This is a genomic window from Microlunatus sp. Gsoil 973 (genome assembly GCF_009707365.1).
Lineage (GTDB): Bacteria > Actinomycetota > Actinomycetes > Propionibacteriales > Propionibacteriaceae > Microlunatus.
The window spans coordinates 1234334-1261246 of the sequence record NZ_CP046122.1 but is presented as its reverse complement, the minus strand read 5'-3'; the positions used below and the strand labels follow the sequence as shown (position 1 = coordinate 1261246).

Genomic DNA, 26913 nt, shown 5'->3' with positions numbered 1-26913 from the left:
CCGGGCGCGTAGGCTCGGGCGGGTGAGATTCCTGGGTGCGATCGGCCTGGATGTCGTCGTTGTGCTGGTCTTCGCCGCGGTGGGCCGCGGCAGTCACGCGGAGAGCGACACCGTCGCCGGCATCCTGATCACCGCCTGGCCCTATCTCGTGGCAGCGGTCGTCGGGCCGCTGATCGCCCTGGGTTGGCAACGTACGAACCGCCGGCGCCCGAACCATCGGCGCCCGACCCGCTGGCACCCGTACGCCTGGCGCACCGGGCTCGTGGTCTGGGTGACCACCGTCGTGCTCGGCATGGTGCTGCGGCTGCTCGCCGGCGGCACCGCGGCCTGGCCGTTCTGGATCGTGGCGTTCATCACCCTCGGCATCGGGCTGCTGGGCTGGCGGCTGCTCGCCCGGCTGGTGTCTGGACGGGCCAGACATCGGACCGACGACGGTCAGCCGGCTGCCGCCATCACCTCGTCGGATGCGTCGAAGTTGGAGTAGACGTTCTGCACGTCGTCGGAATCCTCCAGGGCATCGATGATCTTGAAGAGCTTCTCCGCGGTCGGGCCGTCGATCTCGGTGGTGTACTGCGGCACGAAGGAGACCTCGGCCGAGTCGTAGTCGAGGCCGGCCGCCTGGATCGCCTCGCGCACCTTCACCACGTTGTTCGGATCGGCGATGATCTCGAAGGAGTCGCCCAGGTCGTTGACGTCCTCGGGATCGGCATCGAGCGTCGCCTCCAGCAGGTCGTCCTCGCTGACGGTCCGGGTGGTCTCGTTGCGTCCCTCGCCGACGGTCTGTTCCTTGGCGACCACAACAACGCCCTTGCGGTCGAACATCCGTGCGGTCGACCCGGGATCGGCCATCGTGCCACCGTTGCGGGTGACCGCGACCCGGACGTCGGAGGCCGAACGGTTCCGGTTGTCGGTCAGGCACTCGATCAGCATGGCGACTCCGGCCGGGCCGTACGCCTCGTACATGATGGTCTCGTAGTCCGCACCGCCGCCCTCGGCACCGGAACCACGCTTGACGGCGCGGTCGATGTTGTCGTTGGGAACCGAGTTCTTCTTGGCCTTCTGGATCGCGTCGTACAGCGTCGGGTTACCGGCGGGATCGCCGCCACCCACCCGTGCCGCCACCTCGATGTTCTTGATGAGTTTGGCGAAGAGCTTGCCGCGCTTGGCGTCGATCACAGCCTTCTTGTGCTTGGTCGTCGCCCATTTCGAGTGTCCGGACATAGGTTGCATCCTAGCCCGGGACACCTTCTGCCCCTGATCCGGCGACCGGCCGGGGTCAGGGCCAGATGCGTGGCCGGCGGGCCTGACCGCCGGGTTCGGCGGACTGGCTCTGGGCCCAGATCCGCCGCCAACTGCCGACCGGCGGCGCGGTCTGCGCGTCGGCGCCAAGATCGCGCAGGCTGCGCCACCAGGTGGTGACGTCCTCGGCGATCAGGTTCTCCACGGCACGGTTGACACGTCGGGTGAGATCGTCGGCCGACTCGCCGTCGGCAGCCGTCAGCAGCGGCCCAAACCGCACGCTCACCCGCGGCCTGGTCCGGCCGGCCGGTCCCGAGCGGCCTCCCCGGGCCAGCCAAGGACCGGTCGGTTCCGACCGCGTGGCATCGCGGCGAAGCTGCCCCGGATGCCGATCGGCGCGATCCGGACGTCCTCCTCGACCGCCAGCCGGGCGGCGTCGTCGGTGAACTCGCCGACGAACCCGTCGGCGGATCGGCTCGGTTCGCCGAACAACAAGACGTTCCAGCCGGACCGCAGCAACTTCCGGCAGACGTCGTCGCGCAGCGGCACGGTGTTGAACACCGCAGCGGACGCCATCGCCCGCCAAGGTGAGGTCAGCGCGGAACCTGGGATCACCGCGACACTGGTCAGGCAGCGGTACGCGGCGGGCAGCGCCTCGAGCAGCAGCGGTATGTCCAGATGGCTGGCATGGTTGGCCACCAGCAGCACCGGATCCCCGGTGCTCGGCAACTCCTCGATGCCGCCGATGTCGAGTTGGACCTGGGAGACCAGCAGCGGCCGGGTCACCCCGGCGTGCAGCAGTCGGCGCAGGTTCCGGGCAGGCGCCCGCCGCGTCCAGTGCTCGGGCATCGGCCCGGCCACCCTCGGGCTGTGCGGCAGCAACTCCCGCAACTGGGTGCTCAACCCGGCCGGGCGGCCGTCCGGCAGGCGATCGCGGTTCGACTCCGGGGCCCGATGCGCCGCCGTCCAGCCTGCCCGCAGGGCCCGAACGTCCCCCGCGGCCTCACGAAGCCGGTCGCCCAGACCCCGTCGGACCGGCGCCCGACTCCAGGCCGCCGGCCTGCGATCCGGATCACTCACGTACGTCGCCCAGCAGGGCCGGCGGGGTGTGGAGATAACGGATCCGGGGTGTCCTACCGACGGTCGCGGAGGTGATCTCCAAGGCATCGGCCAGGGTGGATGCCGCCCGGAAGCCGAGCCGGTCGGCGCTACGCCGGTCGCCGCCGACGAACACCACGTCCCCGGCCTGTTCGGCTGCGGGAGCCAGCTGGTACCAGAGGTGGAACGGGTGCAGCCCGTGGAAGGCCTGCGAGCTCCGGTAGAGCTCGGTGTACCAGGGGTCGTCGGCGAACTTCGACTCGAACCGGTCGGCCAGTTCACCGGCGTCGGTCGTTGTCGGCAGCACGTCGGCGAAGAAGTCGATGGTCGCCGGATGCTGGAGGGTGCTGAAGTCCTGGGTCAGCGGGTGGAAGACGATCACCGCCCCGCCCGGCCGCACCAGCGGGCCGCCGGTCACCGAGTTGTATCCGACGCCGAGGGCGTGCCAGGCGGCCTGCAAAGGGTCGGTGACCGATCCGACGCTGTAGGCGGTGACCGGAGGAACACCCAGAACCAGCACGTCGGCCTGCCCGGAGACCTCGACCCGCTGCTGGTCGATGATCCGTGCCCGGCCGGCTGCGGCGACAGTCTCCGCCGATCCTGCGATCACCGAGGTGACCCGGTAGCCCGACTCCAGCCGGTCGTTGATCAGCCGGGTGTACCGGGACGGCAGGGCCGTGGCCCGGCGCAGGCCGAACAGCTTGGCCTGCGATTTCAGCGTCCACTCCCATTCCCGGGCCGCGAGGAAGTCCAGACCCGGCGGGTAGTTGTTGTTGTCCAGGACGGCCTCCACGCTGAACACCGGGACGGCGTCGGCGACCGCGGCGCCGATCTCGTCGGCCAGTCCGGGCGCGGCGCCGTGCCGGCGGATGGCTGCGATGACCGGGACCGAGCCGAGACCGGTGGCGATCGCCCGGGGACCGGTGCCGGACAGTCCGCCCTGGCCGAGGTCGTGGCTGAGATGCACCGTGACCAGCAGATCCGATTCGGCGACACGGCTGTTGACGGCGATCTCCGGATGTGTGTCAGAGGCCGGGGCGATCACGGTCAGCCGCTCGGTGTCCTCGGCATCGTGGTTGGTCAGGTTGCCGTCGGCATAGAAGGAGCGGAACACCCGCTCACCGAGCAGTTGACGCAGCTCCCCCTCGGTGTTGCGCCGGCTTAGTCCGGTGGCGCAGATCAGCTGGACGTCATCCACCCCGGCCGCTGCCGCGAGGATCAGCACCCGCTCGATGATCCGTCCCCGGACATCCGGGGTGCGCAGCGCCGGGGTGCCGTTCACTCCGTCGAAGACGATTGTCAGCTTCATGCCCGGTCGCAGCCGTTCGCCCAGCGGCGCAGAATCCTGCGGTGCGGCCAGCGCTGCGTCGATGGTGGAGATGAGGTCGTCCACCGCCTGCAGACCCTCGGCCGAGTAGAGCACCTCGGTGCCCAGCGGGAAGCGTTCCAGCCGCACGCGGGGACCGTCGGTCACCAGCAGCGGCGGTGTCCGATCGTCAACCTCGAGTACGAATCCAGGGCGCGCCATTCAGCGGTCCTCCCTCACGTTGTCCGACGTTCCGCCGGCGATGCCCACTGATTCTCCTCCGCCTTCGACGTGCGTGACAGCAGCGTGCCCGACAGCATCAGGCCCGACAGCATCAGGACGCGATGCCGGTGGGACGTCGCGGCCGCGGATCAGCAACGGACGCGTCCATCGCGGCTCCTGGGACCTGCTGGTCCACTCGACGGTGCTCCAGCCGTTGGCCGAGGCGGCTCGCATCAGCGCGATGTCCGGGCTGACCACCACCGGCCGGCCGACCACCGACAGCATCGCCAGGTCCGGATGGCTGTCTGCGTAGGCGTAGCTGCGGCTCAGGTCGATGCCGTGCAGATTCGCGTAGTGGTTGAGCCAGGCGGCGCGGCTCTCCCCGACCATCGGTGGGCCGGTCAGGAACCCGGTGCAGATGCCGTTGGCGTCGGTGGCCAGATCGCTGGCCACGATGACGTCGAACAACGGCCGCAGCGGCCGGGTCAGCGGCCGGATCGCCCCGGTGATCAGCACCGTGGTGTGGCCGGCGGCCCGGTGTTCCCGGGCCCGGCGTACAGCTTCGGGCGAAAGCCGGGACAGGATCTCCCTGGCCAGCACGGTGTCGACGAACTCCTCCAGCGCGGCAAGATCAGCACCGGCGTACCGGCGGTAGATGGTGCGCAGGAACATCCCACGGTCGGTCCGGTCGGCACGCAGATAGCTGGGCAGCTTGCCGGCGATCGTCGCCAGCTCACGCAGCTTCCCGGTCGGAGCAAGATCAGGAAGTTTGGTCCACAGGTACTGCTCGATCACATTCGTCTGCATGACGGTGCCGTCAAGATCGAAAGCGGCCAGCACCTCGCCCGGCTTGTCCTTGGTACGGCTCAGGTCGACGAAGGTGGTCGACCGGTTCCCGCGCCGTCGCCGCAACGCCTCCAGCCGTCGGACCGGCGCCACCACCGACGGAATGTGGATCCGCAGGATGTACTCGGTCCAGTCGAAGTCGCCGGTGTCGAACCCGAAGGTCGCCTGATCATCGGGGTGCAACGAGCGGGTCAGCCGGAGGGTGTTGTCGTCGACGAAATGCAACTCCGACTGGGCATACTCGTTGTAGAGGCCGAGATACTCGCGCAGGAAGTCGATCCGGGACCGGAACCGGTCAAGATCACGGGCGGCCTGCCGGGTGCGTTCAGACCGCGGTGCGAACCTGATCAAGGTGTTGGCGATCTGGTGGCCGCGCTCGGACCGGGACAGGAAGCGTTCGATGGACGCGGCCCCCGGGAATTGCCACTGTGGCAGTGCTGGAGCGCCGCGCTCTCCGGCGACCAGCGGATTCTCCACGAAGTAGTCGCGGACGTACCCGTAGAACTCCCGGAAGCTCATCGGGTTCCGGGCGCCGCTGGACACGTGGTAGTACTCGCAGACCCCGACCTTCGGCTCGGTCGCAGCGACCGCCAGGGTCGCGTTCACCACGTAGTCACAGGGGACGACGTCGCAGATCGCCTCGGGCGACGCCGGGAACTCCGGCAGTTCACCCCGGCCGTAGGCCAGGATGATCGGCTCGGCCATCTTGAAGCCCTCGATCCAGCCCGGGTACGGATGTTTGATCGAGGATTCGACGATCGCCGGCCGGACGATCGAGGACCGGATGTTCTTGCACTTGTCCGCAACAACCTTCTCACCGAGCGCCTTGGTGAAGGTGTACGCGTCCGTCCAGCCCAGCGACCGGGCCCGCTCGGTGCCGGCCTGGACCAGCTTCTGCTGGACCCATTCCTTGCGGCGCCGTTCGGTGTCGGTGGCGGTGATCAGGTGTCCGGCGGCCCGATGTTCGCGTTCGGCGGCCTTGCGGAACCTGGCGAGTTGATCAGCGGTGCGGGACTGGGTCTCGATCTCCGCGGCGATCTTGAGACCAGCCACCATCTCGGCCTCGTAGTCGATGTCGTTGGCGTGTGGCGCCTCACCGATGGCACCGCGCCGTCGGCCCGCGGTGTAGGCGGTCGACACGTGCACGTAGTGCGGCGTCCGGACCAGCTCGCCGGCCGCCCCGGTGCAGGACTCAAGGAACCGGTCGATCAGGTTGGCCGTCCCGATCAGGTTGGTGTTGAACGCCCGGTCGATCGGCGGATCGAACGACACATCGCCGGCGCAGTGGACCAGGATGTCGATGTCCCGCGGCAGTTCCGGGACATTGGGCAGGTCCCCCTCCACGCAGGTGACCTTGGCGTCCAGCAGTCCTTCCGGTCCCCCGTACGGCTCGGCCAGGTCCCGGAAGATCTTCTTCTTGACCACGCTGATCATCCGGTCCCGGGCCGAGGCCGATCCCTTGCGCCGGACCAGCACCGCCGCCGAGGTGTCGGGCAGGTCGTTGAGGATCTTCCACAGCAACTGCTCCCCGATGAACCCGGTGACCCCGGTCAGCAGGATCTTTCTCCCGGCCAGCAGGTCCTTAAGCCGGCCGTCGAGGGTCGGCGCAGGATGCTCGGCCTGGGTTGCGCCGTGCAGCGGGGTGCCGAACGCCTCCGCCGGCGCCGCTGAGCTGGTCACCGGCTCACCTCGGCCGTTCGGAGCGCGTCCTGCAGGGTGAAGTTGCCGACGTACAGAGCGGTGCCGATGATGGCGCCCTCCACGCCGGTATCGACGAGGTCGCGGAGCCGGGCGATGTCGTCCAGCGTGGAGATGCCGCCGCTGGCCACCACCGGCCGGTCGGTGCGCGCACAGATCGAGCGCAGCAGGTCGAGATTGGGACCCGACAGCATGCCGTCGCTGTTCACGTCGGTCACCACGTAGCGGGCGCAGCCCGCAGCGTCGAGCCGGGCAAGGGTCTGGTAGACGTTGCCACCGTCGGTGGTCCAGCCGCGGGCGGCGAGGGTCTCGCCGCGGACATCGAGTCCGATCGCGATGCGGTCGCCGTTGGCCACGATCACCTGTTCACACCATTCGGGCCGTTCCAGGGCGGCGGTACCGATATTGACCCGGCGACACCCGGTGGCCAGTGCCCTGTCCAGCGACGCGTCGTCGCGGATCCCGCCGGACAGCTCGAACTTCAGATCCCAGGAGGCCGAGATCTCCCCGATCACCCGGCCGATCACCTCGGCGTTGTCGCCGCGCCCGAAGGCGGCGTCCAGGTCGACCAGGTGGATCCACTCCGCGCCGGCCTCGGCCCACCGGGTCGCGGCGGCGACGGGGTCGCCGAAGACCTTCTCGCTGCCCGCCCTGCCCTGGACCAATTGGACAGCCTGGCCACCGGCGACGTCGACGGCCGGCAGCAGCTCCAGTCGCGACACGATCTTCTCCTGCATGGGCACCACCCGACCCTATCCGAGAAGGCCGGTAGCAATCACTTCCGTGCCGGGGGCGGGGCGGGTGCGCTGACCGCGGCCAGGATGATGTCGACCAATGCCGCGGCGTACTGCTGCACGTCGGTGTCGGGGTGGCTGTCGACGTAGGACAGCATCATGTCGACAGCCCCCTGGTAGGTGACCGCCATGACCCTGGTGTCGAAGGCCCGGAAGTAGCCCAGTTCCTGTCCGCGCCGGAACAGCGCCTCCTGCTGCTGATAGTTGGGTTCGTAGTCGGCCAGGCTGAACGCCGGCTGCCCGTCGGTGTCGCGCAGCACCCGGGTGATCTCATCCATGGCCCGCAACTCACCACGATGGCTGACGCTCCACCGGGCGATCCACCCGATCCCGGCGCGGATGATGTCCGGCGGTGGGGCCGAGACGTCGATCTCGCGGGCAAGCTCCCGGCCGATCTGCTCCACCGTCGAGACGACGGCCTGCTTCATCAGGTCGTCCTTGTCGGCGAAGTAGTGCCAGAGCAGCCCCTTCGACACCCCGGCGGCTGTGGCGATCGCGGACGCCGACGCCCGGGCGTAACCCCGTTCGGCAACCACCTCGAGCGCCGCTGCGACGATCTGGGCCCGACGCTCCTCGACGCCCAATCGCGTTCTGGCTACCCTCGCCGGTTCGAGCGGCGCCGGGTCTTCGGGTGGAGCGGTCACTTGGTGACTGCTGCCGTGCGCGCGCCGATCCGTCCGGTGAGGATCGCGACCAGGGCCGCCATCGTGACCACGACGACCAGCATCACGATCCGCATCCAGAGCGGGAACACCGGGAGCACCGCCTCCACCAGATTCACCACGCCGACCACGACGGCGATGATCATCACTGCGCGCACCGCACCGGTACTTCCGCGGCGTGCGGCGCGCATCCGCAACGGCAGGAGGACGGCGAAGACCGCGACGATGATCTGGTGCCCCCAGGCCTCGTCGGTGGCCAGCTGCGGTGCCAGCCCCGTCATCACCACGGGTGCGATGAGGGCGGCCACCGTCAACCCGACGTAGCCCCAGACCGCCTTGCTCGCCAGCGCCAGGTCAGGCTTCCGGGTATCAGCAGTGTTGTTATTGACCATGTGGTCAATAGTGAGCCGTATTGACCGTGCGGTCAACACAGTTGCCAGGTCCGTCTCAGCCGAGTGTGTCGCGTACCCGCTTGGGCAGTCTGGCGACGATCAACTCATACGACGTGTCGATCGCGTCCCGCAGCTCATCGTCGGGGATCCGCGAACCGACCGCCAACGTGTTCCAGCCGTGCTGGCCGATGTAGCCCATCCGGGCAGCGTCATCCGGGTAGCGCAGCAACCATTCGTCGGCGGCCTCCCGGTCTCCGCATTTCACCCCCAGGCTGGTGACCTGCCCGTTTCCCGAACCGCCGAGGAAGACGAAGATCTTGTCGCCGACCTTGGCCACCAGGTCACCCTCCCAGGGTTCGTCCGGCCAGGCACCGGGTTTGGCCAGGGCGTAGCCCTTCCAGTCCGTCATGCGGGAAGGGTAAACCCCGCTGCCGACATCAGCCGCCGTACTGGAATGATCATCCGCATGGCCTACGACGCCCGCATCGTCATCGATCTTGATGTTCCCGGTCCGGTGATCAACCGGCATCTCTACGGACACTTCTCCGAGCACCTCGGTCGGTGCATCTACGGCGGCTTCTACGTCGGCGAGGACTCGCCGCTGCCGAACGAGGGAGGCATCCGTACCGATGTCGTCGAGGCGCTGCGCAGGCTGAACATCCCCAACCTGCGCTGGCCCGGCGGCTGTTTCGCCGACGAGTACCACTGGACCGACGGCATCGGGCCGAAGGACCAGCGGCCGGTGATGGTGAACACGCACTGGGGCAATGTCGAGGAGAACAATCACTTCGGCACCCACGAGTTCATGGCGCTGTGCGAACTGCTCGGCGCCGATCCGTACGTCAACGGCAATGTCGGATCCGGGACCGTCAAGGAGATGAGCGACTGGGTCGAATACCTGACCCGGGACGGCGACAGCCCGATGGTCCGGTTGCGCAAGGCCAACGGCCGCGAGGAGCCGTGGCGGGTGCCGTTCTGGGGCATCGGGAACGAGGCCTGGGGTTGTGGCGGGAACATGCGGGCCGAGGCGTACGCCGATCTCGCCCGGCAGTACGCCACCTTCTGCCGTGATCACGGTGACAACAAGCTCTACCGGATCGCGGCCGGCGCCGCCGACGGGGATCTGGAGTGGACCGAGGCGCTGATGAAGGCGATCAGCTGCCTCGGCTGCTCCCGGACGCCGAAGAAGATCTTCCAAGGACTGTCGATCCACTACTACACGGTCGTCGGGCCGTGGGATCACAAGGGCTCGGCGACCGAGTTCGACGACGAGGACTACTACCTCACCCTCGGCAAGGCGCAGTTCATCGACCGGATCATCCGCGGGCACTCCGCGATCATGGACGCCTACGATCCGGACCGGACGATCGGTCTGGTGCTGGACGAGTGGGGCACCTGGTGGGATGTCGAACCGGGCACCAATCCGGGCTTCCTGTTCCAACAGAACACACTCCGGGACGCGCTGGTGGCCGGCAGCCACTTCGACATCTTCCATGATCACGCCGAGCGGTTGATGATGGCCAACATCGCCCAGACGGTGAACGTCCTGCAGGCGATGATCCTCACCGACGACGGCCCGGATGGTGCGCTGGTGTTGACGCCGACCTATCACGTCTTCGAGATGAACAAGGGACACCAGGACGCGCACCGGCTGCCGACCCACATCGTCGAGGGGCCACAGGCACGCCCAGCCGGCGGGTACCAGGTCGATCTGCTGTCAGCCTCGGCGAGCAGCAAGGACGGCCGGGCATTGATCTCGTTGACCAACGTCGACGCGTCGAACGAGGCGTCCATCGTGCTCGACCTGCGCGGCCGCGAGATTCGTGGCGCCACGGGACGGTTGCTGACCTCCGGAGCGCTCCAGGATCACAACACTCCGGACGGACCTGATCAGGTCAGCCCGACGCAGTGGCAGGCGGTCGATGATCATCCGCGTGGCCTTCAGGTGACGCTGCCGCCGCACTCCTTCGCCACCGTCGAACTCGACCTCGGCTGACACATAAAGATCAAGCGGGTGCGCACGCCCGATCTGTCCTAGTCAGCCGACCGGCTCACAGGGCTGCGCCGACGACGGCGGAGACAGGAAGCTCCGCAGTGACATCCGCGGGCTTGAGGTCGCCGTACAGGTGCGGATACTCCTCACCGGTCGCCGGGTCGGTTTCCATGATCACCGGGGCCGACACCGACGACGGGTCCAACTGCAGCACGACCAGTTCGTCGTCGGCCAGATCGCTGTAGCTCCGCTTCCGGACGTCGGCCACTTGGGCGGCCCGGCAGCAATGCACGAAACCCTGCGTCTCGTAGGTCACCCGACGGGTGGACCAGCAGTAGTTGCCGTGTTCCTTGGCCGCCTCCCACTGCTTCCGCTTCGCGATGTGGTACATCGGTCCCGGAACGACCGGGCGCTCACCGAGCAGCCCGAGTTCGACCAGTCGTCGGCGCGCGGCCGTGGCGTCGGTGAACCTGATCACCTCCAGGCCGAGTCCCTCAGCGGTATCGCAGTTGTGCGGGTTGTCGTCGATGAAGATCGCCGACTCGGGGTCAACGCCGTAGCGGTCGAAGACGATCTTGAACAGCTGCGGATCCGGCTTGGCGATACCCTCCTCGCCGGACACCACGATCCCGGCGAAACGATTCAGCAGACCGAAACGGCGCCGCGTCGGATGGAAGAGGTCGGCCGACCAGTTGGTGAGCGCAAGGATCCGCTTGTCGGCCTGTCGCAGTTCGGTCATGATCGCGCCGGTGCCGGGCACCATGCCGGTGATGGTTTGGTCGAAATAGCGCCGGTAGGCCTCGATGGCCTCGCGACGATGGGGCATCCGTGAGATCAGCTCGGCCTCGCCCTCGTCCCAGTCACGTCCGGCGTCATGGCGGAGGTTCCATTCTTTGAAGCAGATCTCGTCCATGAAGTCGCCGACCTGGTCGGGAGGCATCACCTGTTCGTACGCCCGGTGCGGCTCCCAGCGGAGCACCACCCCGCCCAAATCGAAGATCACGTCCGTGAACGTACGGTCGCTGCCGCCATTGGCCGCGTCGCTCATATCTGCCCCTTCCGCAGGGTTGCTTGCAGACATGATGTACGACGAATGGCCGCTTCACAATTCATCCGACATGTTTGGCCCCGGTGACGGCCAGTCGCGGGGCACGGCGGGTCAGTCGGGCCGGGTCAGCTGGGCGGCGTCAATCGGGAGACGGCTGCGGCTCCGGACCGCTAGAGTCGGGCTGTGGCCCGCCACACGTTCCACGGCGCCCCGGGACGGTTCGAGGCGACTGCCCGGTTCGTCGCCGACCGGTTTCCTGAGGCGCAGTACGTGGCCGATGTCGCGGGCGGGCAGGGCATGCTCGCGAGGATCCTCGCCAAGCGGTACAACAAACAGGCCGAGGTCGTCGACCCGCGCGGATGGCCGTTGCGCGGTGTGTCGAACCGGGCGATGGCCTATGACGCTGTGCTCGCAGATTTCTACGACCTCGTGATCGGCCTGCATCCCGATCAGGCGCTGCGGCCCGTTGTCGAATCGGCCGACCGGGTCCCGGTGTTGATCGTGCCCTGCTGCAACTTCTGGGATCGCGAGGCGCGGCTTGGCCGCGACGCCCTGCTTGATGCCATCGGCCGACATCAGGTCGAGCACGGCGGCTCGGTCGAACCGGTGACCCTCGAATTCGACGGGCCGATGAACCGCGGTCTCGTCCTCCTGCCCTGACGCGACCCAGTAGATCGGAGTGAGCGGCAGGTCCGAGTGAGCGGCAGGTCCGAGTGAGCGCCGGCACAAGGCTCAGGTCCGCAGGGGTGGGTTGCGGTGGATGGTGTTCAGGATGGGTTTCCGGTCGGGGTCGATATGCTCGGGTGGTCGCCACCAGACCCGTCCCTGCCGGTATTCGGCACTCCACCCGTGCTGGGCGAACCGGTGATGGTGGAACGGGCACAACAACGCCAGATTCGGTAGGTCGGTCTTCCCCCCGTTGACCCAGTCCACAATGTGGTGGCGTTGGCACCATTTCGGCGTTTTGCTGCACCCGGGGAAGGTGCAGCCACCATCCCGGGCAGCCAGGGCCAGGGTTTGCGGATAGGACGCCAACCGACGCGTCCGGCCCAGATACAGGACCTCGCCGGTCTCCTTGGCGAAGACGGTCCGGACGATCTCGGCCTCATCAGCCAACGCCCGGATGCTGTCCATCGGTAGCCGGTCACCGGTCTCTGTCACGCCCTCCCCGGTCCCGGCCACCAGGTCTGCGGCCTGGGCGGTGATGATCAGCGTGGTCGGTGTGCCACCGTGGGCGGGTAGGTCCCCGGCTTGCAGGGTGCGGTCGAGGACGGTTTCCAGGGCGTCGTGGATCCGCATTCCCCGGTCCCGCCGGTCGGCCTCAATCAGATGGCCGTGGTCGTCGGTGACCGGTTCGGGCCGGGACAACGGATCCAACACCGTTTGGGCCTTGGCCCCGGCCTGAGCGGTGAGCCAACCCTCCAAGTGATACATGCCCTTCCGCATCCCGCGACAGACCGGTTTGACCTCCACCGACCGGGCCGCCTCCTGCGCGGGCCGGTTGTCCACCATCCCGTCCGGGTTCAGATACGCCCCGACCCGGTCGATCACCCCGTCCAACTCCCGACCACCGAACACCCGACCCTGCCGGGCCAGAACCTCTTCGGCCGTGGCGAGGGTTTCGGCGGTGACCTGGGTGCCCTCGACACCGACCAGTTTCTCCCAGCCGGTGATCGCCCTCCCGATCCGATCCACCCGATCCGCACCGATCTCCCCGGCAGCCTGCGCCGCCGCCAACACGGGATACGCCGGGTCGGCCCGATGCCCGTCCATCCCGAACCTTGGCGCCAACAAGCCGGCCGCCCGCACCCGGGCTTTCGCTTCACCGGCGGGGATGCCGAGGAGGGCGATGAGGAACGATTCCGGAGAGGCGAACAAACCGATCGGACCATCAATCCGACACCCCGCTGCTTCCATCAGGTTGATCAACACCTGACCCGGACCGGCCAACTTCCTACCCAGCCGCTCCACCTGGCTGGTCCAACCGATCAACCGATCCCGATCAGCCAACACCACCCACGGATCGACCAGGAGGCGGGCCAGCTGATCCACCACAGCCTCCGCCACAGCCAACGTCTGCTCCACCCGATCCGGCACCGACACCTGATCCGGCACCGACACCCGACCAGGATCAAGATCATCGAGGATCAGATCATCAAGGGTCTCATCGTCCATGTCGACGGCGTCCTCGAGGCCCGCATCCTCATCCGGTGGCTCACCCCAGGCCTCATCGTCATCCCAGGAAGGGCCATAGTCAGCCCACCGGTCCCGGCCGGCAGACGTGCCGTCAGACAGCCCGTCAGACAGCCCGTCCGGGCCGGTCTGCGGCGACTGGGATCCCATGACCGGATTCTATTCGACCGCCCGTTCCCATGCAAGACCCGAACGCCTCATTTTCCCTTATATACAAGGGATTCCGAGCACTAGACACGAGTCACCCACTACCCCACGCAACAGCCAACCACGAGGTACTGACAGTCCGTCAGGGTCCGTCGCAATGACCAACGAGACGACACAACCGGACTACCCGCGGCCACCGCAGGGCAGCGCGTCAAACACTCGCCACCCAGTTGGCGAGCAGACGGGCTCCGGCCGCGCCGGACTTCTCGGGATGGAACTGGGTCGCGCTCAGCGGGCCCTGCTCGATTCCGGCGACGAACCGGTCGCCCTCGTGCTCGGCCCAGGTGATCACCGCACCGCCGAAGTCGCGAACCGTTCCCTGCTCGCGCACCCCGTAGGAATGCACGAAGTAGAACCGCTCGTGCTCGATCCCGGAGAACAGCACGGTGGCGGCCGGCACCTGGACGGTGTTCCAGCCCATGTGCGGCAACCGGTGGGCGTGCAGTTGCTCGACAACCCCGGGCCACCGCGCGCAGCCGTCGACCGGCTGTCCGTGTTCGACACCCTGGGCGAACAGGATCTGCGCACCGACACAGATGCCGAGGACCGGCTTGTTCCGGGCGAGCCGTTCGTCGATGATCTTGTCACCGCCGATCGACACCAGGCCGTCCATGCAGGCCGCGAAGGCTCCGACGCCCGGCACCACCAGACCGTCGGCTGCCAGTGCGACATCGGGATCGACGCTCACCGTGACCCGGACACCGGTTCTGGCCAGTGCCCGCTCGGCCGAGCGGATGTTGCCGAGCCCGTAGTCGAGCACGACGATCGACTTGCCGACGACTCCAGGGGTATCGGCCAGATCGGTCTCGGACAGCTCTGGGATCACAGCGTGCCCTTGGTGCTCGGAATGCCGGTCACGCGCGGATCGAACGCCACCGCGTCACGCAACGCCCGGGCAACGGCCTTGAACTGCGCTTCGACGATGTGGTGCGGATCGCGTCCCGCCAGTACCCGCAGGTGCAGGCAGATGCCGGCGTGGAAGGCCAGGCTCTCCATCACGTGCCGGGTGAGGGATCCGACATAGGGCACTCCGGCCGTCCCGCCACCGATCTGCACATACTCCTGACCGGCGGGCTCACCGGAGTGCACACAGTACGGCCGGCCCGATACGTCGACAACGGCCTGGGCGAGCGTTTCGTCCAGCGGCACCATCGCATCGCCGAAACGACGGATCCCGCTCTTGTCCCCCAGGGCCTGCCTGATCGCCTGTCCGAGCGAGATCGCCGTGTCCTCGACACTGTGATGGGCGTCGATCCAGACGTCGCCCTTGGTCTGCACCTCAAGATCGAAAAGGCCGTGCCGGGCGAGTGCGGTCAACATGTGATCGTAGAAACCGACGCCCGTGTTGATCACCGACTCGCCGCGGCCGTCCAGGTTGATCAACACCGAGACGCTCGACTCGGAGGTGCTGCGTTCCACCCGCGCGGTCCGCGGTTGTTGATCACTCATCGCTCGCCCTCTCGGCAGTCGGCAGTACTTCGGTCAGCGCGGCGGTGAACGCGGCGTTCTCCTCGGGTGTTCCCACCGATACCCGCAACCAGCCGGCCGGACCCGTCTCCCGGATCAGTACGCCCCGATCGAGCAGGCTCTGCCAGACCCGGTGCCGGTCGGCGAAGCGACCGAACAGGATGAAGTTAGCATCCGACTCGGCGACGTCGAGATCCGCCGTGACGAGCCGGTCCTGCAGCTTGTCGCGCTCGGCGCGCAGCACGTCCAGCTGGGCGAGCATTCTGGGTGCGTGGGCCAGCGCCACCCGGGCGACGGCCTGGGTGACCGCCGACAGATGGTACGGGAGCCTGATGATCCGCAGTGCATCGACGAAGGCCGGGGCCGCCGCCAGATAGCCGAGCCGCCCACCGGCGAACGCGAACGCCTTGCTCATCGTCCGGCTCACCGCGAGCCGCGGGAACCGCGGCAGCAGTTCCAGGGCGCTCCGGCTGCCCGGCCTGGCGAACTCCGCGTACGCCTCGTCGATCACGATCACGCCGGGAGCGGCCTGGCAGAGCGCCTCGAGTTCATCGATCCCCGCCCTGGTCCCGGTCGGGTTGTTCGGACTGGCGACCAGGATCACGTCCGGCCGGATCTCCGCGATCGACCGCAGAGCAAGATCGACATCGATACTGAAGTCGGCCTTCCGTGGCACCGTCAGCCATTCGGTGTGCGTGTTGCGTGCGTACTCGGGATACATCGAGTACGACGGCGAGAACGTCAATCCGCTCCGGCCCGGACCGCCGAACGCGCCCAGCACGTGGGTCATCACCTCGTTGCTGCCGTTGGCTGCCCAGATGTTCTCGGCACGAAGATCATGACCGAGGTAGCGGGCAAGATCATCACGCAGACCGATCGCGTCCCGCTCCGGATAGCGGTTCATCGAGGCCGCTGCCTCGGTGACCGCCCGTGCGATGTCGGCGATCACCTGCTCATCCGGAGGGTACGGATTCTCGTTGACGTTCAGCAGCACGGGTACGTCCAACTGCGGGGCACCGTACGGCTCCTCGCCCTTCAGTTCCGGACGCAGCGGCAGGTCGGACAGGTCAGGTTGCGCAGTGCCGCTCATCCCGCGTCCTCCTGACGGATGGAGATCGCCCGACCATGGGCGGGCAGATCCTCGGCCTCGGCGAAGGTCACCACATCGGTCGCGATCTCGGACAATGCCTGCTGGTCGTAGTCGATCACGTGGACCGCCTTGAGGTAGCTCTTCACGTTCAGACCGGACGAGTGGCACGCGCAACCCGCGGTCGGCAACACGTGGGTGCTTCCGGCCGCGTAGTCACCGAGCGAGACCGGCGACCACGACCCGAGGAAGATCGCTCCGGCGTTGCTGATCCTGGTCGACACCTCGGCCGCGTTCCTGGTCTGGATCTCCAGGTGCTCGGCGGCATAGCCGTCGGCGACCAGAATGCCCGCATCAAGATCATCGACGAGCACCACGCCGGACTGTTGGCCGATCAGCGAGGCGGTGATCCGCTCTGCGTGCTTGGTCTGCGGGACCTGGCGCTCCAGTTCGTCCTCGACCGCCGCGGCCAGGGACTCGGAGTCGGTGATCAACACCGACGCCGCAGCCGGGTCGTGTTCGGACTGGGAGATCAGATCCGCCGCGACGAAGGCGGGCACGGCGCTGTCGTCGGCGAGGATCGCGATCTCCGTCGGGCCGGCCTCGGCGTCGATGCCCACCAGCCCCTTCACCAGCCGCTTGGCCGCGACCGTGTAGATGTTGCCCGGACCGGTGATCATGTCCACCCGCCGGCACAGTCCCGGCACCCCGTAGGCGAACATCGGTACGGCCTGGGAGCCGCCGACCGCGTACACCTCGTCGACACCGAGCATGGCGCACAGCGCCAGGATGTTCGGATGCGGCAAGCCGCCGAACTCCCGCTGCGGCGTCGAGGCCAACGCCAGCGACGCGACGCCGGCAACCTGCGCCGGCACCACGTTCATGATCACCGACGACGCCAGCGGCGCGACCCCACCCGGTGCGTACAGGCCGACCCTGTTGACCGGGATCATCCGCTGACTGACTCGAGCGCCCGGAGCGACGGCGGTGGTCACCTGCTGATCGCCCAGTTCGTCGAGGCTGACTGCGCGACGCCGTTCGATCGAGATGTCGAAGGCGCGGCGCAAGCGCGGGTCGAGACCGGCCAGGGCGTCGGACAGCGCCGACTCCGGGACTCGGAACGACTCCGGGACGACGTGATCGTATTGCTCGGCGTACTTGGTCAGCGCATGGATGCCGTGCTCGGCGATGTCCTCACAGATCGGTCGAACCGCCTCGACAGCGGCGTCGACGTCGAACGCGGCGCGCGGCAGCACGGCCCGGAGCCGGTCCGGGTCGGCGGGCGCGTCGGAAGCGCGAAGATCGATTCGTCGGAGCACAGGGGAAGTCTACGAGGGAGCGTTCGACCGTCCGCAATCGATATCGTCGGCTGCTGTGGCGAAATCGAAGCGGGCGGCGGCCGATTCCGGGGGTACTCCGGCAACCGTCGCGCTGTCCAGGGCCGGGATCAGCTTCGTCCTGCGCCCCTACCGGCACGACGACCTGGTGACCGACTTCGGCAACGAGGCCGCAGCGCAGCTCGGGGTGGACCGGAGGCAGATCTTCAAAACGCTGGTCGCAGACCTGGGTGGCGGGCTCGCCGTGGCGGTCGTACCGGTCGCCGAACAGCTCGATCTGAAGGCGCTGGCCCGGGTGTACGGGGTCAAGAAGGCGCAGCTGGCCGATCCGCAGGCGGCAGCCCGCAGCAGCGGGTACGTGCTCGGCGGGATCTCCCCGATCGGGCAGCGGACCAAGCTCCCCACGGTGATCGACAGCAGCTGTCGGAACTTCCCCACCGTCCTGGTCAGCGCCGGTCGGCGCGGTCTCCAGGTCGAGCTCGCCCCCGACGATCTGGCCACCGCCACCGACGGCGTCCTGGCCCGGATCACTGGTTGACGCACCGCAGGTTGGGCATCATGGGTTCATGGCCCAGGCAGAGCAGACCCAGACGGTCACCGTCGACGGTCGGCTGCTCAAGATCAGCAATCTGGACAAGATCCTCTATCCGCAGACCGGGACCACCAAGGGCGAGGTGATCGCGTACTACACCGCGATCGCGCGCTACATGGTCCCGCACTTGTCCGGGCGTCCGGTGACCCGCAAACGGTGGGTGCACGGGGTCGGCACCGACGCCGAGCCGGGACCGGTGTTCTTCCAGAAGAACCTGCCGCCCAGCGGGGTCCCGGACTGGGTACTGCGGCGGCGGATCGAACATCGCGGCGGCACCAACAGCTACCCGGTCGTCGAGGACACCGCGACGCTGGTCTGGCTGGCGCAACTGGCATCGTTGGAGATCCACGTCCCGCAGTGGCGATTCGACGACGACGGCAATCCGCTCAATCCCGACCGGCTGGTCCTCGATCTTGATCCGGGACCCGGGGTCGGCCTGCCGGAGTGCTCGGAGGTGGCCCACTGGGCACGAGACCTGCTGGACGCGATCGGCCTGGAGCTCTTTCCGGTGACCAGTGGCAGCAAGGGCCTGCACCTGTACGCCCATCTGGACGGCAACTACAGCTCGGCCGACGCCTCCAAGATCGCCAAGGAGGTCGCCGAGACGCTGCAGAAGCAGCATCCCGATCTTGTCGTCGCTGAGATGGCCAAGGCCCAGCGCACCGGCAAGGTGTTCATCGACTGGAGTCAGAACAACGGCAACAAGACGACCATCTCGCCGTACTCGCTGCGCGGACGCACCCGGCCGATGGTGGCCGTACCACGCAGCTGGGACGAACTCGATGAGGATCTGGAGCACCTCGACTTCCACGAGGCATTACGCAGGGTCGAGGAGTTCGGCGACCTTCTCCAGCCCCTTGCACCGGGCGGTCCTGCCCAACCGTCCGCGCCGGACCGGTTGACCAAGTACCGGAGCATGCGCGACCCGGACAGGACGCCCGAGCCGGTGCCCGCCACCCCACCGGTTCCCCGGACCGACGGTGAACCGACCTTCGTGATCCAGGAACACCACGCCCGGCGATTGCACTATGACTTCCGTCTGGAACACGACGGTGTGCTGGTCAGCTGGGCCGTGCCCAAGGGTGTGCCGATCGACACCCGCACCAATCACCTGGCGGTCCAGACCGAAGATCATCCGATCGAGTACGGCTCCTTCCAGGGGATCATCCCGCACGCCGAGTACGGCGGTGGTGAGGTGATCATCTTCGACACCGGGACGTACACGGTCGAGAAGTGGCGGGACGGTCGGGAGGTGATCGCGATCTTGAAGGGCACCAAGCCCGGCGGCGTCGGCACCGACTGCAAGGTCGCGCTGATCCACACCGGCGGACGCGGCGGGCAGCCGGAGAACCATTGGCTGATGCACCTGATGTCGGGCAACCCGTCCGAACCCCGGCCGGCGACCGATGAGCAGCTGAAGGCGCTGCATGAACAGGCCGAGCATTCCGAATCCATGGTCTGGCACTCCAACCGCGGCGACGGGAACGAAGAGGACGGCGACGAAACCGGCACCGAGCGAACCGAGCCGGAGTTCCCGCCCGAGATCAAGCCCATGCTGGCCAGCTCGTCGGACAATCCCACCTTCTCCAGACCCGACGAGTGGGCATTCGAGATGAAGTGGGACGGCGTCCGGGCGATCTGCTATCTGGCGGGCGGCCGCGCGAGGATTCTCAGCCGGCGCGGCCTCGACGTCACCGGAACCTATCCGGAGATCGCCGACGCCCTCGCGCGGCTCGACGTCGGGAATGCCGTGCTGGACGGTGAGATCGTCGCGCTGGACGAGCAGGGCCGGCCGAGCTTCTCCCGCTTGCAGAACCGGATCAACCTGAGCGGGCCGGCAGATGTCAGCCGGGCCCGCAGGGAAACGCCCGTCCAACTGGTCATCTTCGACATCATGTATCTCAACGGCCGGTCGCTGGTGAAACAGACCTACGACGATCGACGTGCCGAACTGGAGAAGTTGATCACCGGAGGCAGGATTCAGCTGCCGCCGAGTTTCGACGGTGATCAGGAGGCCGCCCAGATCGCCAGCACCAGCCTGGGTATGGAGGGAATGGTCGCCAAGCGCCGCAGCTCCACCTACCAACCCGGCGGACGTGGCCAGACCTGGGTCAAGATCAAGAACTTCCACACCCAGGAGGTCGTCGTCGGCGGCTGGCGGCCCGGCAACGGCAGGCGTTCCGGAACCGTCGGGTCACTGCTGATCGGAGTCCCGATCGCGGGTGATCACAAGGGTCGGCTGCGCTACATCGGCCGCGTCGGCAGCGGATTCTCCGACGCCGAACTCGGTCGGATCACCAAGCTCATCGCCGGCATGGGACGGGACGACTCGCCCCTGGAGGACGTACCGCGGCTGGATGCCCGGGACGCCCACTGGATCGACCCGGACCTGGTCGGGGAGGTCAGCTATGCCGAGTGGACCGGTGACGGTCGGTTGCGCTTTCCGGTCTGGCGTGGCTGGCGACCGGACAAGAGTCCCGAAGAAGTCGTCGTCGAGGAATGATCTCGCCGGAAGTGAAGTCAGCCGAGAAGTGCCACCACAGAAGGGATTCATCGGATGAACCGACCACTGGACGGCAAGGTGATGATCGTGACCGGAGCGAACTCCGGCATCGGGGAGGGCATCGCAAGGGAGGCTGCCGCCCAGGGTGCTGCGGTGGTGATCGACTGGGTCACCAACGGCGAAGCCACCGACAAGATCGTCTCCGACATCGCCGAGGCCGGCGGCACCGCGTCCGGCTTCCAGGCGGACGTCAGCAAGGTCGATCAACTCGCGGCCTTGATCGACTTCGCGGTCAGCGACTACGGCCGGTTGGACGTGATGGTGAACAACGCCGGCGTCGAGATCGGCCAGACCACCGCCGACCTCACCGAGGATCGGTACGACTTCCTGATGGGCATCAACCTCAAGGGAGCGGTGTTCGGCACCAAGCTGGCCTCGGACCAGATGCGCAAACAGGGTGACGGCGGCGTGATCATCAACACCAGCTCGGTCCACGAGGATTGGCCGATGCCCTCCGACCTCGCCTATTGCGTGTCCAAGGGCGGCATCCGGATGCTCACCCGTACCGCGGGCGTCGAACTCGGCCAGTACGGCATCCGCGTCGTCGGCATCGGCCCGGGCGCCATCGACACCCCGATCAACGCCGACGACACACCGGAGGAGACCGAGGCGCTCCGCCGGGCGATCCCGCTGGGCTACATCGGGAAGCCGGCCGAGATGGGCAGGGTGGCCTGTTTCGTCGCCTCGGATGCGGCGTCGTACATCACCGCGACGACGATCTTCGCCGACGGCGGCCTCATGCAGAAGCCGGGCGCCGTCTGACCTGACCGGGTGCTAGGACGCGACGATGGTCGTCGGCTCGTGCCGCACCGGGAAGTTCACCGACGACGCGATGAAACACATCCTCGTCGCCGTCTCGTGCGCATGCTCCGCCGCGTCCGGGTCGGAGCCCGCGGCGATGGTCACCGTCGGGTGCAGGGTCACTTCGGTGAAGTGCCCACCGCCGTCGGCGGTGGTGACCATGATTCCGGTGGCCTGGTCGCTGTAGTCGACCACAACCACACCGGCCATCACGCAGGCATGCAGATAGGACAGCAGATGGCACTGGCTGAGCGCCGCCAGGAGCAACTCCTCGGGGTTGAATCGCGCGGCGTCACCGCGGAAGGTCGGGTCGGCGGACCCGAGCAGCACCTGGTCGGGCTTGCTGGCCATCCGCACCTCGTGTTCCCGCCCGTAGTCGCGGTAACCGGAGGTCCCGCTCCCCCGGTTGCCGGTCCACCTGGTCGTCAGAACGTAGTGATGTTGCCTGCCCGTCACGGTGCAGAGCCTAACGGCCGCCGGCCTGCTCACCGGCCGAGCGGTCGCGTCGGCGCCGGCTGGGCGCGCGCGGCGGCAATTGATCCTCTTCCTCGTCGCGGCCGAGCGAGGACCGGAGCAGCACCGGGATGATCGCCCCGAACGCCCAGACCAGCAACGTCACCGGGGTGCGAACCGTGAGCGTGATCGGCACGAAGTCACCGGGCCCGGCCGCGGCCAGCCGGGTCTCGAAGTCGCCCGGCCCGAGCCGGTAGCCGACCCACCAGCAGACCAGGGCGGCCCAGACCGAGCCGACGATGGCCACCACGACGACCGGCCAGCCGAGCCTGCCGAACCACTTCCAGGCGATGATGCCCAGCCCGATGCTGACGAAGAAGCCGATGCAGCAGAACCAGGCGTCGCCACTGAAGAAGCCGGCCAGGCCGCGCTCGGTGGTCGAGGCCGTACCGTTCGCCGCGACCGTGTATCCGGGCAGCCGGACGATCTTCTCCCACAGCACACCGGCGCCGATGCCGATCAGCGCGGCGAACAGCAGGTAGCCGACCAACCAGCCGGCGGCCCGTCCGACCGGCAGGTCACCGAGCCCGGCGACCGGCCCGCGCTGGTGTGCCGTCATCAACCCGCCAGACAGGACGGCCCGAGTTCTGCCTTCAGGTCGGCCATCAACGGCTGGGATGAGGTGACCCGGAACTGACTGCCCACCCGCATCGTGGTGATCTTGTTCGGCGCCTTCAGCTTCAGCTGCACCTCGGTCATCCCGGGATGGGACTTGAGTATCTGTGCCAGCTTGTCGATCGTGGCGGGCGTGCACCGGGTGACCGGCAGCGAGATCACCACCGGTCCGCTCGGTCCGGCGGAGACGTCGGGCAGGCTCAGCTCCTGGCCGATCAGCGCGATGGAATCCTCGTCGTCGCGCACCCGGCCCTTGACCCGCACCACGGTGTCCTCAGCGATCACCGTCGACACCAGGTCGTACGCCTTCGGGAACAGCAGGACCTCGATCGAGGCCTCGAGGTCCTCGACGGTGATCACCGCCCAGATGTCGCCACGCTTGGTGGTCTTGCGGGTGATGCTGGTGATCATGCCCGCGATGGTCACCATGCTGTCCCGCGGCCCGTCCTCGCCGACCAGGCTGCTGATGCTGAGATCGCGTTCGCGTTCCAGGACGTGCTCCAGCCCCTGCAACGGGTGATCACTGACGTACAGCCCGAGCATCTCCCGTTCGAAGGCCAGCTTGGTGCGCTTGTCCCAGTCCTCCAGGTCGGGCACCGTTCCCGACACCGGCGACGACTCGACACCAAGATCACCGAACAGGTCGGACTGTCCGTGGGCCTCGTTGCGCTTCAGATCGATCACACCGTCGACGGCGGCCTCGTAGATGCTCATCAGGGCGCGGCGGGTGTGCCCCATCGAATCGAACGCCCCGGCCTTGATCAACGACTCGATCACCCGCTTGTTGCAGGCCACCAGCGGGATCTGGTCGAGGAAGGCGTGGAAGTCCCGCGCCTTGCCGTGGTGTTCGCGGGCCGCGACGATGCCGTCGACGACATTGCCGCCGACGTTGCGGATCGCGGTGAGTCCGAAGCGGATGTCCGACCCGACGGGCGTGAAGCGTGCCTGCGACTCGTTGACGTCGGGCGGCAGCACCTTGATCTTCATCCGCCGGCACTCGCCGAGATAGATGGCGATCTTGTCCTTGTCGTCCTTGACCGACTCGAGCACCGCAGCCATGTACTCGGCCGGGTAGTGGGTCTTCAGATAGGCGGTCCAGTAGGAGACCAGGCCGTACGCCGCAGCGTGTGCCTTCCCGAAGCCGTAGTCGGCGAACGGCATTAGCGCGTCCCAGACGGCCTTCACCGCGGCGTCGGAGAAGCCGCGCTCCTTCATCCCCTTCTGGAAGGTCTCGTACTCCGCGTCCAGTACGGCCTTCTTCTTCTTGCCCATCGCCCGGCGCAGCATGTCCGCACGGCCCAGGGTGTAGCCGGCGAGGCGGCGGGCCACCTCGATGACGTCCTCCTGGTAGACGATCAGACCGTAGTTGTCCTCGATGACCGGCTTGAGGGCGTCAATGACCTCCTCGTGCGGATAGACGACCGGCTGATCACCCCGCCGCCGCATCGCGTAGTTGACGTGGGAGTTGATGCCCATCGGCCCCGGACGGTAGAGGGCAATGGTCGCCATGATGTCCTGGATGCGCTTGGGCTGCATCATCTTCAGCAGCGACCGCGCGCCGCCGCCGTCCAGCTGGAAGACGCCGAGCGTCTCGCCGCTGCTCAACAGCTCGTAGGTCGCGTCGTCGGTCGGATCCTTGCCCAGCGCGTCGAGGTCGATGTCGACGCCGCGGTTGAGCTTCACGTTCTCCACCGCGTCGCCCAGGATGGTCAGGTTCCGTAGGCCGAGGAAGTCCATCTTGACCAGGCCGAGCGGCTCCAGCGCATAGGCGTAGTCGAACTGGGTGATGATCGCGCCGTCCTGCTCACGCCTCATCAGCGGGACGATGTCGATCAACGGCTCGCTGGACATGATCACGCCGGCAGCGTGCACGCCCCACTGCCGCTTCAGCCCCTCGATGCCCATCGCGGTGTCGACGACCTTCTTGGCGTCGGGGTCGGACTCATAGAGCGCGCGGAACTCCCCGCCCTCGGAATACCGGTCGTGGTTCCTGTCGAACAGCTTCGGCAGCGCGATGTCCTTGCCCATCACCGGCGGCGGCATCGCCTTGGTCAGCTTCTCCCCGACGGCGAACGGATAGCCGAGCACCCGGGAGGCGTCCTTGACCGCCTGTTTGGCCTTGATGGTGCCGTAGGTGACGATCTGGGCGACCCGCTCGCTGCCGTACTTCTCGGTGACGTAGCGGATCACCTCGCCCCGGCGACGCTCGTCGAAGTCGACGTCGAAGTCGGGCAGCGACTCCCGTTCCGGGTTCAGGAACCGCTCGAAGGTCAGCTTGTACTGCAGCGGATCGAGGTCGGTGATCCGCATCGCATAGGCGCACAACGAGCCTGCACCCGACCCCCGGACACCGGTCCGGATGCCCCGGTCCTTGGCCCACTGCATGAAGTCGGCGACCACCAGGTAGTAGCCCGGGAAGCCTTTGCCGATGATCACCTCCGACTCGAATTCGGCCCGCTGTCTCACCTCGGGCGCGATGCCCTCGGGATAGCGGAACTTCAGCCCCTCCTCGACCTCGTGCAGGAACCAACTGGTCTCGTCATGGCCCTGGGGCACCGGATACCGCGGCATGTAGCGGCCCTCGCCGTGGGTGAACTCGACGTTGCACCGTTCGGCGATCTCCAGCGTGCTGTCACAGGCCTCCGGCAGCTCGCGGAACAGCTCGCGCATCTCGGCCGGCGACTTCAGGTAGTAGCCGCCACCGTCCAGCTTGAACCGGTTGGCGTCGGCCATCGTCGATCCCGACTGCACGCACAACAACACCTCGTGCGCGTCGGCATCCTCTGCGTGGGCGTAGTGCAGGTCGTTGGTGGCGACCAGCGGCAGCTTCAGGTCCCTGGCGATCCGCAGCAGGTCCTCCCGGACCCGGCGTTCGATGGCCAGACCATGGTCCATCAGCTCGACGTAGTAGTTGCCGGCGCCGAAGATGTCCCGGAACTCCGCTGCACTGGCCAACGCGTCGTCGTACTTGCCGAGCCGCAGGTAGGTCTGCACCTCACCCGACGGGCAGCCGGTGCTGGCGATCATGCCCCTGGCGTACTCGTTGAGCAGTTCCCGGTCCGCCCGCGGCTTGTAGAAGTAGCCCTCGGTCGAGGATCTGGTGCCCAGCCGGAAGAGGTTGTGCATGCCCTCGGTCGTCTCGGCCCACAACGTCATGTGGGTGTACGCACCGCCGCCGGACACGTCGTCGGAGCCTCCGTCACCCCAGCGCACCCGCTTGCGTTCGCTGCGGTGGGTCTTCGGCGTGACGTACGCCTCGAGGCCGATGATCGGCTTGACACCCACCCTGGTCGCCGCGGTATGGAACTCGTGGGCACCGAACAGGTAGCCGTGGTCGGTCAGTCCGATCGCCGGCATCGCCATCTGCTGGCAACCGTCCATCAGATCCGCGATCCGGGCCGCGCCGTCCAGCATCGAGTACTCCGAGTGCACGTGCAGATGAACGAACGAGTCCCGACCGGCAGAAGGTGACATGGGAGCCGTACAACCTCCAAGGATCCATCGCGTGTCGTGCTGCCAGTTCAACCGTCCGGCGCCGTCCGTGCGGGTGGCCGGAGCGGACCGGCCGGGCGGGTCAGCTGCTGTTGGGGAAGGACAGCTAGGACGCCAACCTTAGTCGGGTGGTCCGACGCTTGCCGGACCGACACCCGTCGCCGGATCAACCCCCGGCGAGTTCGCACAGTTTCTGCACGGTACGGATGTTCCGGGCGGTGAGCGGCCGGCCAACAGCCTTGCCCAGCTGGGTCGCCAGCCTGCTGCGCGCCAGTCCCCCGGCGAAGTCGACGTACACCTCGCTGCCGTCGATCCGGAACCGTTCGTCCGGCGTAGCCAGCGCCGCGAGCCGGTCCGAGGCGGCACTGTCGATCGGCCCGTCGGCGAACCCAACGGTGACCTGCTTCGGGTCGCCGTCGGGGAACGGATTGTGCTCGACCACGGCCGACAACTCGGCGGCGCTCCGCACGGCACAGTCGACATCGAAGCCGTAGCGGTCGGCGACCGCCCGGTCGAGTTCGGCCGCCACCTTCTCCGGCGCCCGGTCTGTGGACAGGATCAGGTTCCCGCTGGCGATGTAGGTGCTCACCCCCTGATACCCGAGGTCGACGGCGAGCGCCTTCAGCTCGGGCATCGGGATCCGGCGCTTGCCCAGGTTGATCCCGCGCAGCAGCACCGCATAGGTCGTCATCTTCGGCGTCACAGGCCCATCCTCCACCGTCCGGGTTCGTCGGCTCCGCCGACCGTC

25 protein-coding genes are annotated in these 26913 nt (G+C 67.6%); 6 read left to right on the top strand and 19 right to left on the bottom strand.

Annotated features, from left to right (window positions below):
• The first annotated feature begins 22 nt into the window (after positions 1-22).
• Complete coding sequence (locus GJV80_RS05915) at positions 23-484, top strand: DUF3054 domain-containing protein (RefSeq protein WP_230208178.1); 462 nt, start codon at positions 23-25, stop codon at positions 482-484.
• Here GJV80_RS05915 and GJV80_RS05910 read toward each other — a convergent pair.
• From GJV80_RS05910 to GJV80_RS05875, 9 genes are read right to left on the bottom strand one after another with little or no spacing between them, the layout of a single operon-like run.
• On the bottom strand, positions 436-1221 hold the full coding sequence (locus GJV80_RS05910) for a YebC/PmpR family DNA-binding transcriptional regulator (RefSeq protein ID WP_154687095.1): 786 nt from the start codon (positions 1219-1221) through the stop codon (positions 436-438). The two genes, GJV80_RS05915 and GJV80_RS05910, sit on opposite strands and share 49 nt — an antisense overlap.
• 55 nt (positions 1222-1276) lie before the next feature.
• Entirely contained in the window at positions 1277-1525 is a 249-nt protein-coding gene (locus tag GJV80_RS05905) for a hypothetical protein (protein WP_154687094.1), read from the bottom strand.
• Positions 1522-2319, bottom strand: coding sequence for a lysophospholipid acyltransferase family protein (locus tag GJV80_RS05900; RefSeq protein ID WP_195909182.1), 798 nt, complete (start codon positions 2317-2319; stop codon positions 1522-1524). The genes GJV80_RS05905 and GJV80_RS05900 overlap by 4 nt, the downstream gene beginning before the upstream one ends.
• Positions 2312-3865 (bottom strand): lactate racemase domain-containing protein, encoded by a 1554-nt coding sequence (locus tag GJV80_RS05895; RefSeq protein ID WP_154687092.1) that lies wholly within the window; start codon positions 3863-3865, stop codon positions 2312-2314. Before GJV80_RS05895 ends, GJV80_RS05900 begins: the two co-directional genes overlap by 8 nt.
• Entirely contained in the window at positions 3866-6391 is a 2526-nt protein-coding gene (locus GJV80_RS05890; protein WP_230208177.1) for an HAD-IB family hydrolase, read from the bottom strand.
• The gene (gene priA, locus GJV80_RS05885; RefSeq protein ID WP_230208369.1) at positions 6388-7146 is read right to left on the bottom strand and encodes a bifunctional 1-(5-phosphoribosyl)-5-((5-phosphoribosylamino)methylideneamino)imidazole-4-carboxamide isomerase/phosphoribosylanthranilate isomerase PriA; all 759 of its coding nucleotides are present in this window, start codon (positions 7144-7146) and stop codon (positions 6388-6390) included. Before priA ends, GJV80_RS05890 begins: the two co-directional genes overlap by 4 nt.
• A 38-nt stretch (positions 7147-7184) precedes the next feature.
• Positions 7185-7847, bottom strand: a complete 663-nt coding sequence (locus tag GJV80_RS05880; RefSeq protein WP_195909181.1) for a TetR/AcrR family transcriptional regulator — start codon at positions 7845-7847, stop codon at positions 7185-7187.
• Positions 7844-8257, bottom strand: coding sequence for a hypothetical protein (locus GJV80_RS23150; RefSeq protein ID WP_195909180.1), 414 nt, complete (start codon positions 8255-8257; stop codon positions 7844-7846). Before GJV80_RS23150 ends, GJV80_RS05880 begins: the two co-directional genes overlap by 4 nt.
• Positions 8258-8312: 55 nt before the next feature.
• On the bottom strand, positions 8313-8666 hold the full coding sequence (locus GJV80_RS05875) for an MmcQ/YjbR family DNA-binding protein (RefSeq protein ID WP_154687090.1): 354 nt from the start codon (positions 8664-8666) through the stop codon (positions 8313-8315).
• Positions 8667-8711: 45 nt separating this feature from the next.
• On the opposite strand from GJV80_RS05875, the gene GJV80_RS05870 reads away from it, so the two are divergent.
• Positions 8712-10253: an alpha-N-arabinofuranosidase gene (locus GJV80_RS05870; RefSeq protein ID WP_230208176.1), complete on the top strand. Its 1542-nt coding sequence runs from the start codon at positions 8712-8714 to the stop codon at positions 10251-10253.
• A gap of 55 nt (positions 10254-10308) precedes the next feature.
• Here GJV80_RS05870 and GJV80_RS05865 read toward each other — a convergent pair whose 3' ends face one another.
• Entirely contained in the window at positions 10309-11253 is a 945-nt protein-coding gene (locus GJV80_RS05865; RefSeq protein WP_195909179.1) for an HAD-IA family hydrolase, read from the bottom strand.
• Positions 11254-11481: 228 nt separating this feature from the next.
• Between GJV80_RS05865 and GJV80_RS05860 the strand changes: the two genes are divergently transcribed.
• Positions 11482-11958 carry a hypothetical protein gene (locus tag GJV80_RS05860; protein WP_154687088.1) on the top strand — a complete coding sequence of 159 codons (477 nt, stop codon included), beginning with the start codon at positions 11482-11484 and terminating at the stop codon, positions 11956-11958.
• A gap of 72 nt (positions 11959-12030) precedes the next feature.
• On the opposite strand, the gene GJV80_RS05855 is transcribed toward GJV80_RS05860, so the two are convergent.
• The 5 genes from GJV80_RS05855 to hisD form a co-directional block, all read right to left on the bottom strand.
• Positions 12031-13641, bottom strand: a complete 1611-nt coding sequence (locus GJV80_RS05855) for an HNH endonuclease signature motif containing protein (protein WP_154687087.1) — start codon at positions 13639-13641, stop codon at positions 12031-12033.
• Positions 13642-13849: 208 nt separating this feature from the next.
• Positions 13850-14524 (bottom strand): imidazole glycerol phosphate synthase subunit HisH, encoded by a 675-nt coding sequence (gene hisH, locus GJV80_RS05850; RefSeq protein WP_230208175.1) that lies wholly within the window; start codon positions 14522-14524, stop codon positions 13850-13852.
• Positions 14521-15147, bottom strand: coding sequence for an imidazoleglycerol-phosphate dehydratase HisB (hisB, locus tag GJV80_RS05845; RefSeq protein ID WP_154687086.1), 627 nt, complete (start codon positions 15145-15147; stop codon positions 14521-14523). The genes hisH and hisB overlap by 4 nt, the downstream gene beginning before the upstream one ends.
• Positions 15140-16255 (bottom strand): histidinol-phosphate transaminase, encoded by a 1116-nt coding sequence (locus tag GJV80_RS05840; RefSeq protein ID WP_154687085.1) that lies wholly within the window; start codon positions 16253-16255, stop codon positions 15140-15142. The genes hisB and GJV80_RS05840 overlap by 8 nt, the downstream gene beginning before the upstream one ends.
• Entirely contained in the window at positions 16252-17571 is a 1320-nt protein-coding gene (hisD, locus tag GJV80_RS05835; protein ID WP_154687084.1) for a histidinol dehydrogenase, read from the bottom strand. The genes GJV80_RS05840 and hisD overlap by 4 nt, the downstream gene beginning before the upstream one ends.
• 55 nt (positions 17572-17626) lie before the next feature.
• On the opposite strand from hisD, the gene ybaK reads away from it, so the two are divergent.
• From ybaK to GJV80_RS05820, 3 genes are read left to right on the top strand one after another with little or no spacing between them, the layout of a single operon-like run.
• Entirely contained in the window at positions 17627-18127 is a 501-nt protein-coding gene (gene ybaK / locus GJV80_RS05830) for a Cys-tRNA(Pro) deacylase (RefSeq protein WP_154687083.1), read from the top strand.
• Positions 18128-18155: 28 nt separating this feature from the next.
• Positions 18156-20684 (top strand): ATP-dependent DNA ligase, encoded by a 2529-nt coding sequence (locus GJV80_RS05825; protein WP_154687082.1) that lies wholly within the window; start codon positions 18156-18158, stop codon positions 20682-20684.
• A 54-nt stretch (positions 20685-20738) separates the two neighbouring features.
• Entirely contained in the window at positions 20739-21506 is a 768-nt protein-coding gene (locus tag GJV80_RS05820; protein ID WP_154687081.1) for an SDR family oxidoreductase, read from the top strand.
• 12 nt (positions 21507-21518) lie between these two features.
• Here GJV80_RS05820 and GJV80_RS05815 read toward each other — a convergent pair whose 3' ends face one another.
• From GJV80_RS05815 to GJV80_RS05800, 4 genes are all read right to left on the bottom strand, one after another.
• Complete coding sequence (locus GJV80_RS05815; RefSeq protein WP_154687080.1) at positions 21519-22001, bottom strand: OsmC family protein; 483 nt, start codon at positions 21999-22001, stop codon at positions 21519-21521.
• A gap of 10 nt (positions 22002-22011) precedes the next feature.
• A complete protein-coding gene (locus GJV80_RS05810) occupies positions 22012-22617 on the bottom strand; it encodes a hypothetical protein (RefSeq protein ID WP_154687079.1) in 606 nt (201 codons plus the stop codon).
• Positions 22617-26147: a DNA polymerase III subunit alpha gene (gene dnaE / locus GJV80_RS05805; protein ID WP_154687078.1), complete on the bottom strand. Its 3531-nt coding sequence runs from the start codon at positions 26145-26147 to the stop codon at positions 22617-22619. The genes GJV80_RS05810 and dnaE overlap by 1 nt, the downstream gene beginning before the upstream one ends.
• Positions 26148-26331: 184 nt before the next feature.
• Positions 26332-26868 carry a DUF1697 domain-containing protein gene (locus tag GJV80_RS05800; RefSeq protein ID WP_154687077.1) on the bottom strand — a complete coding sequence of 179 codons (537 nt, stop codon included), beginning with the start codon at positions 26866-26868 and terminating at the stop codon, positions 26332-26334.
• Between the last annotated feature and the right edge of the window lie 45 nt (positions 26869-26913).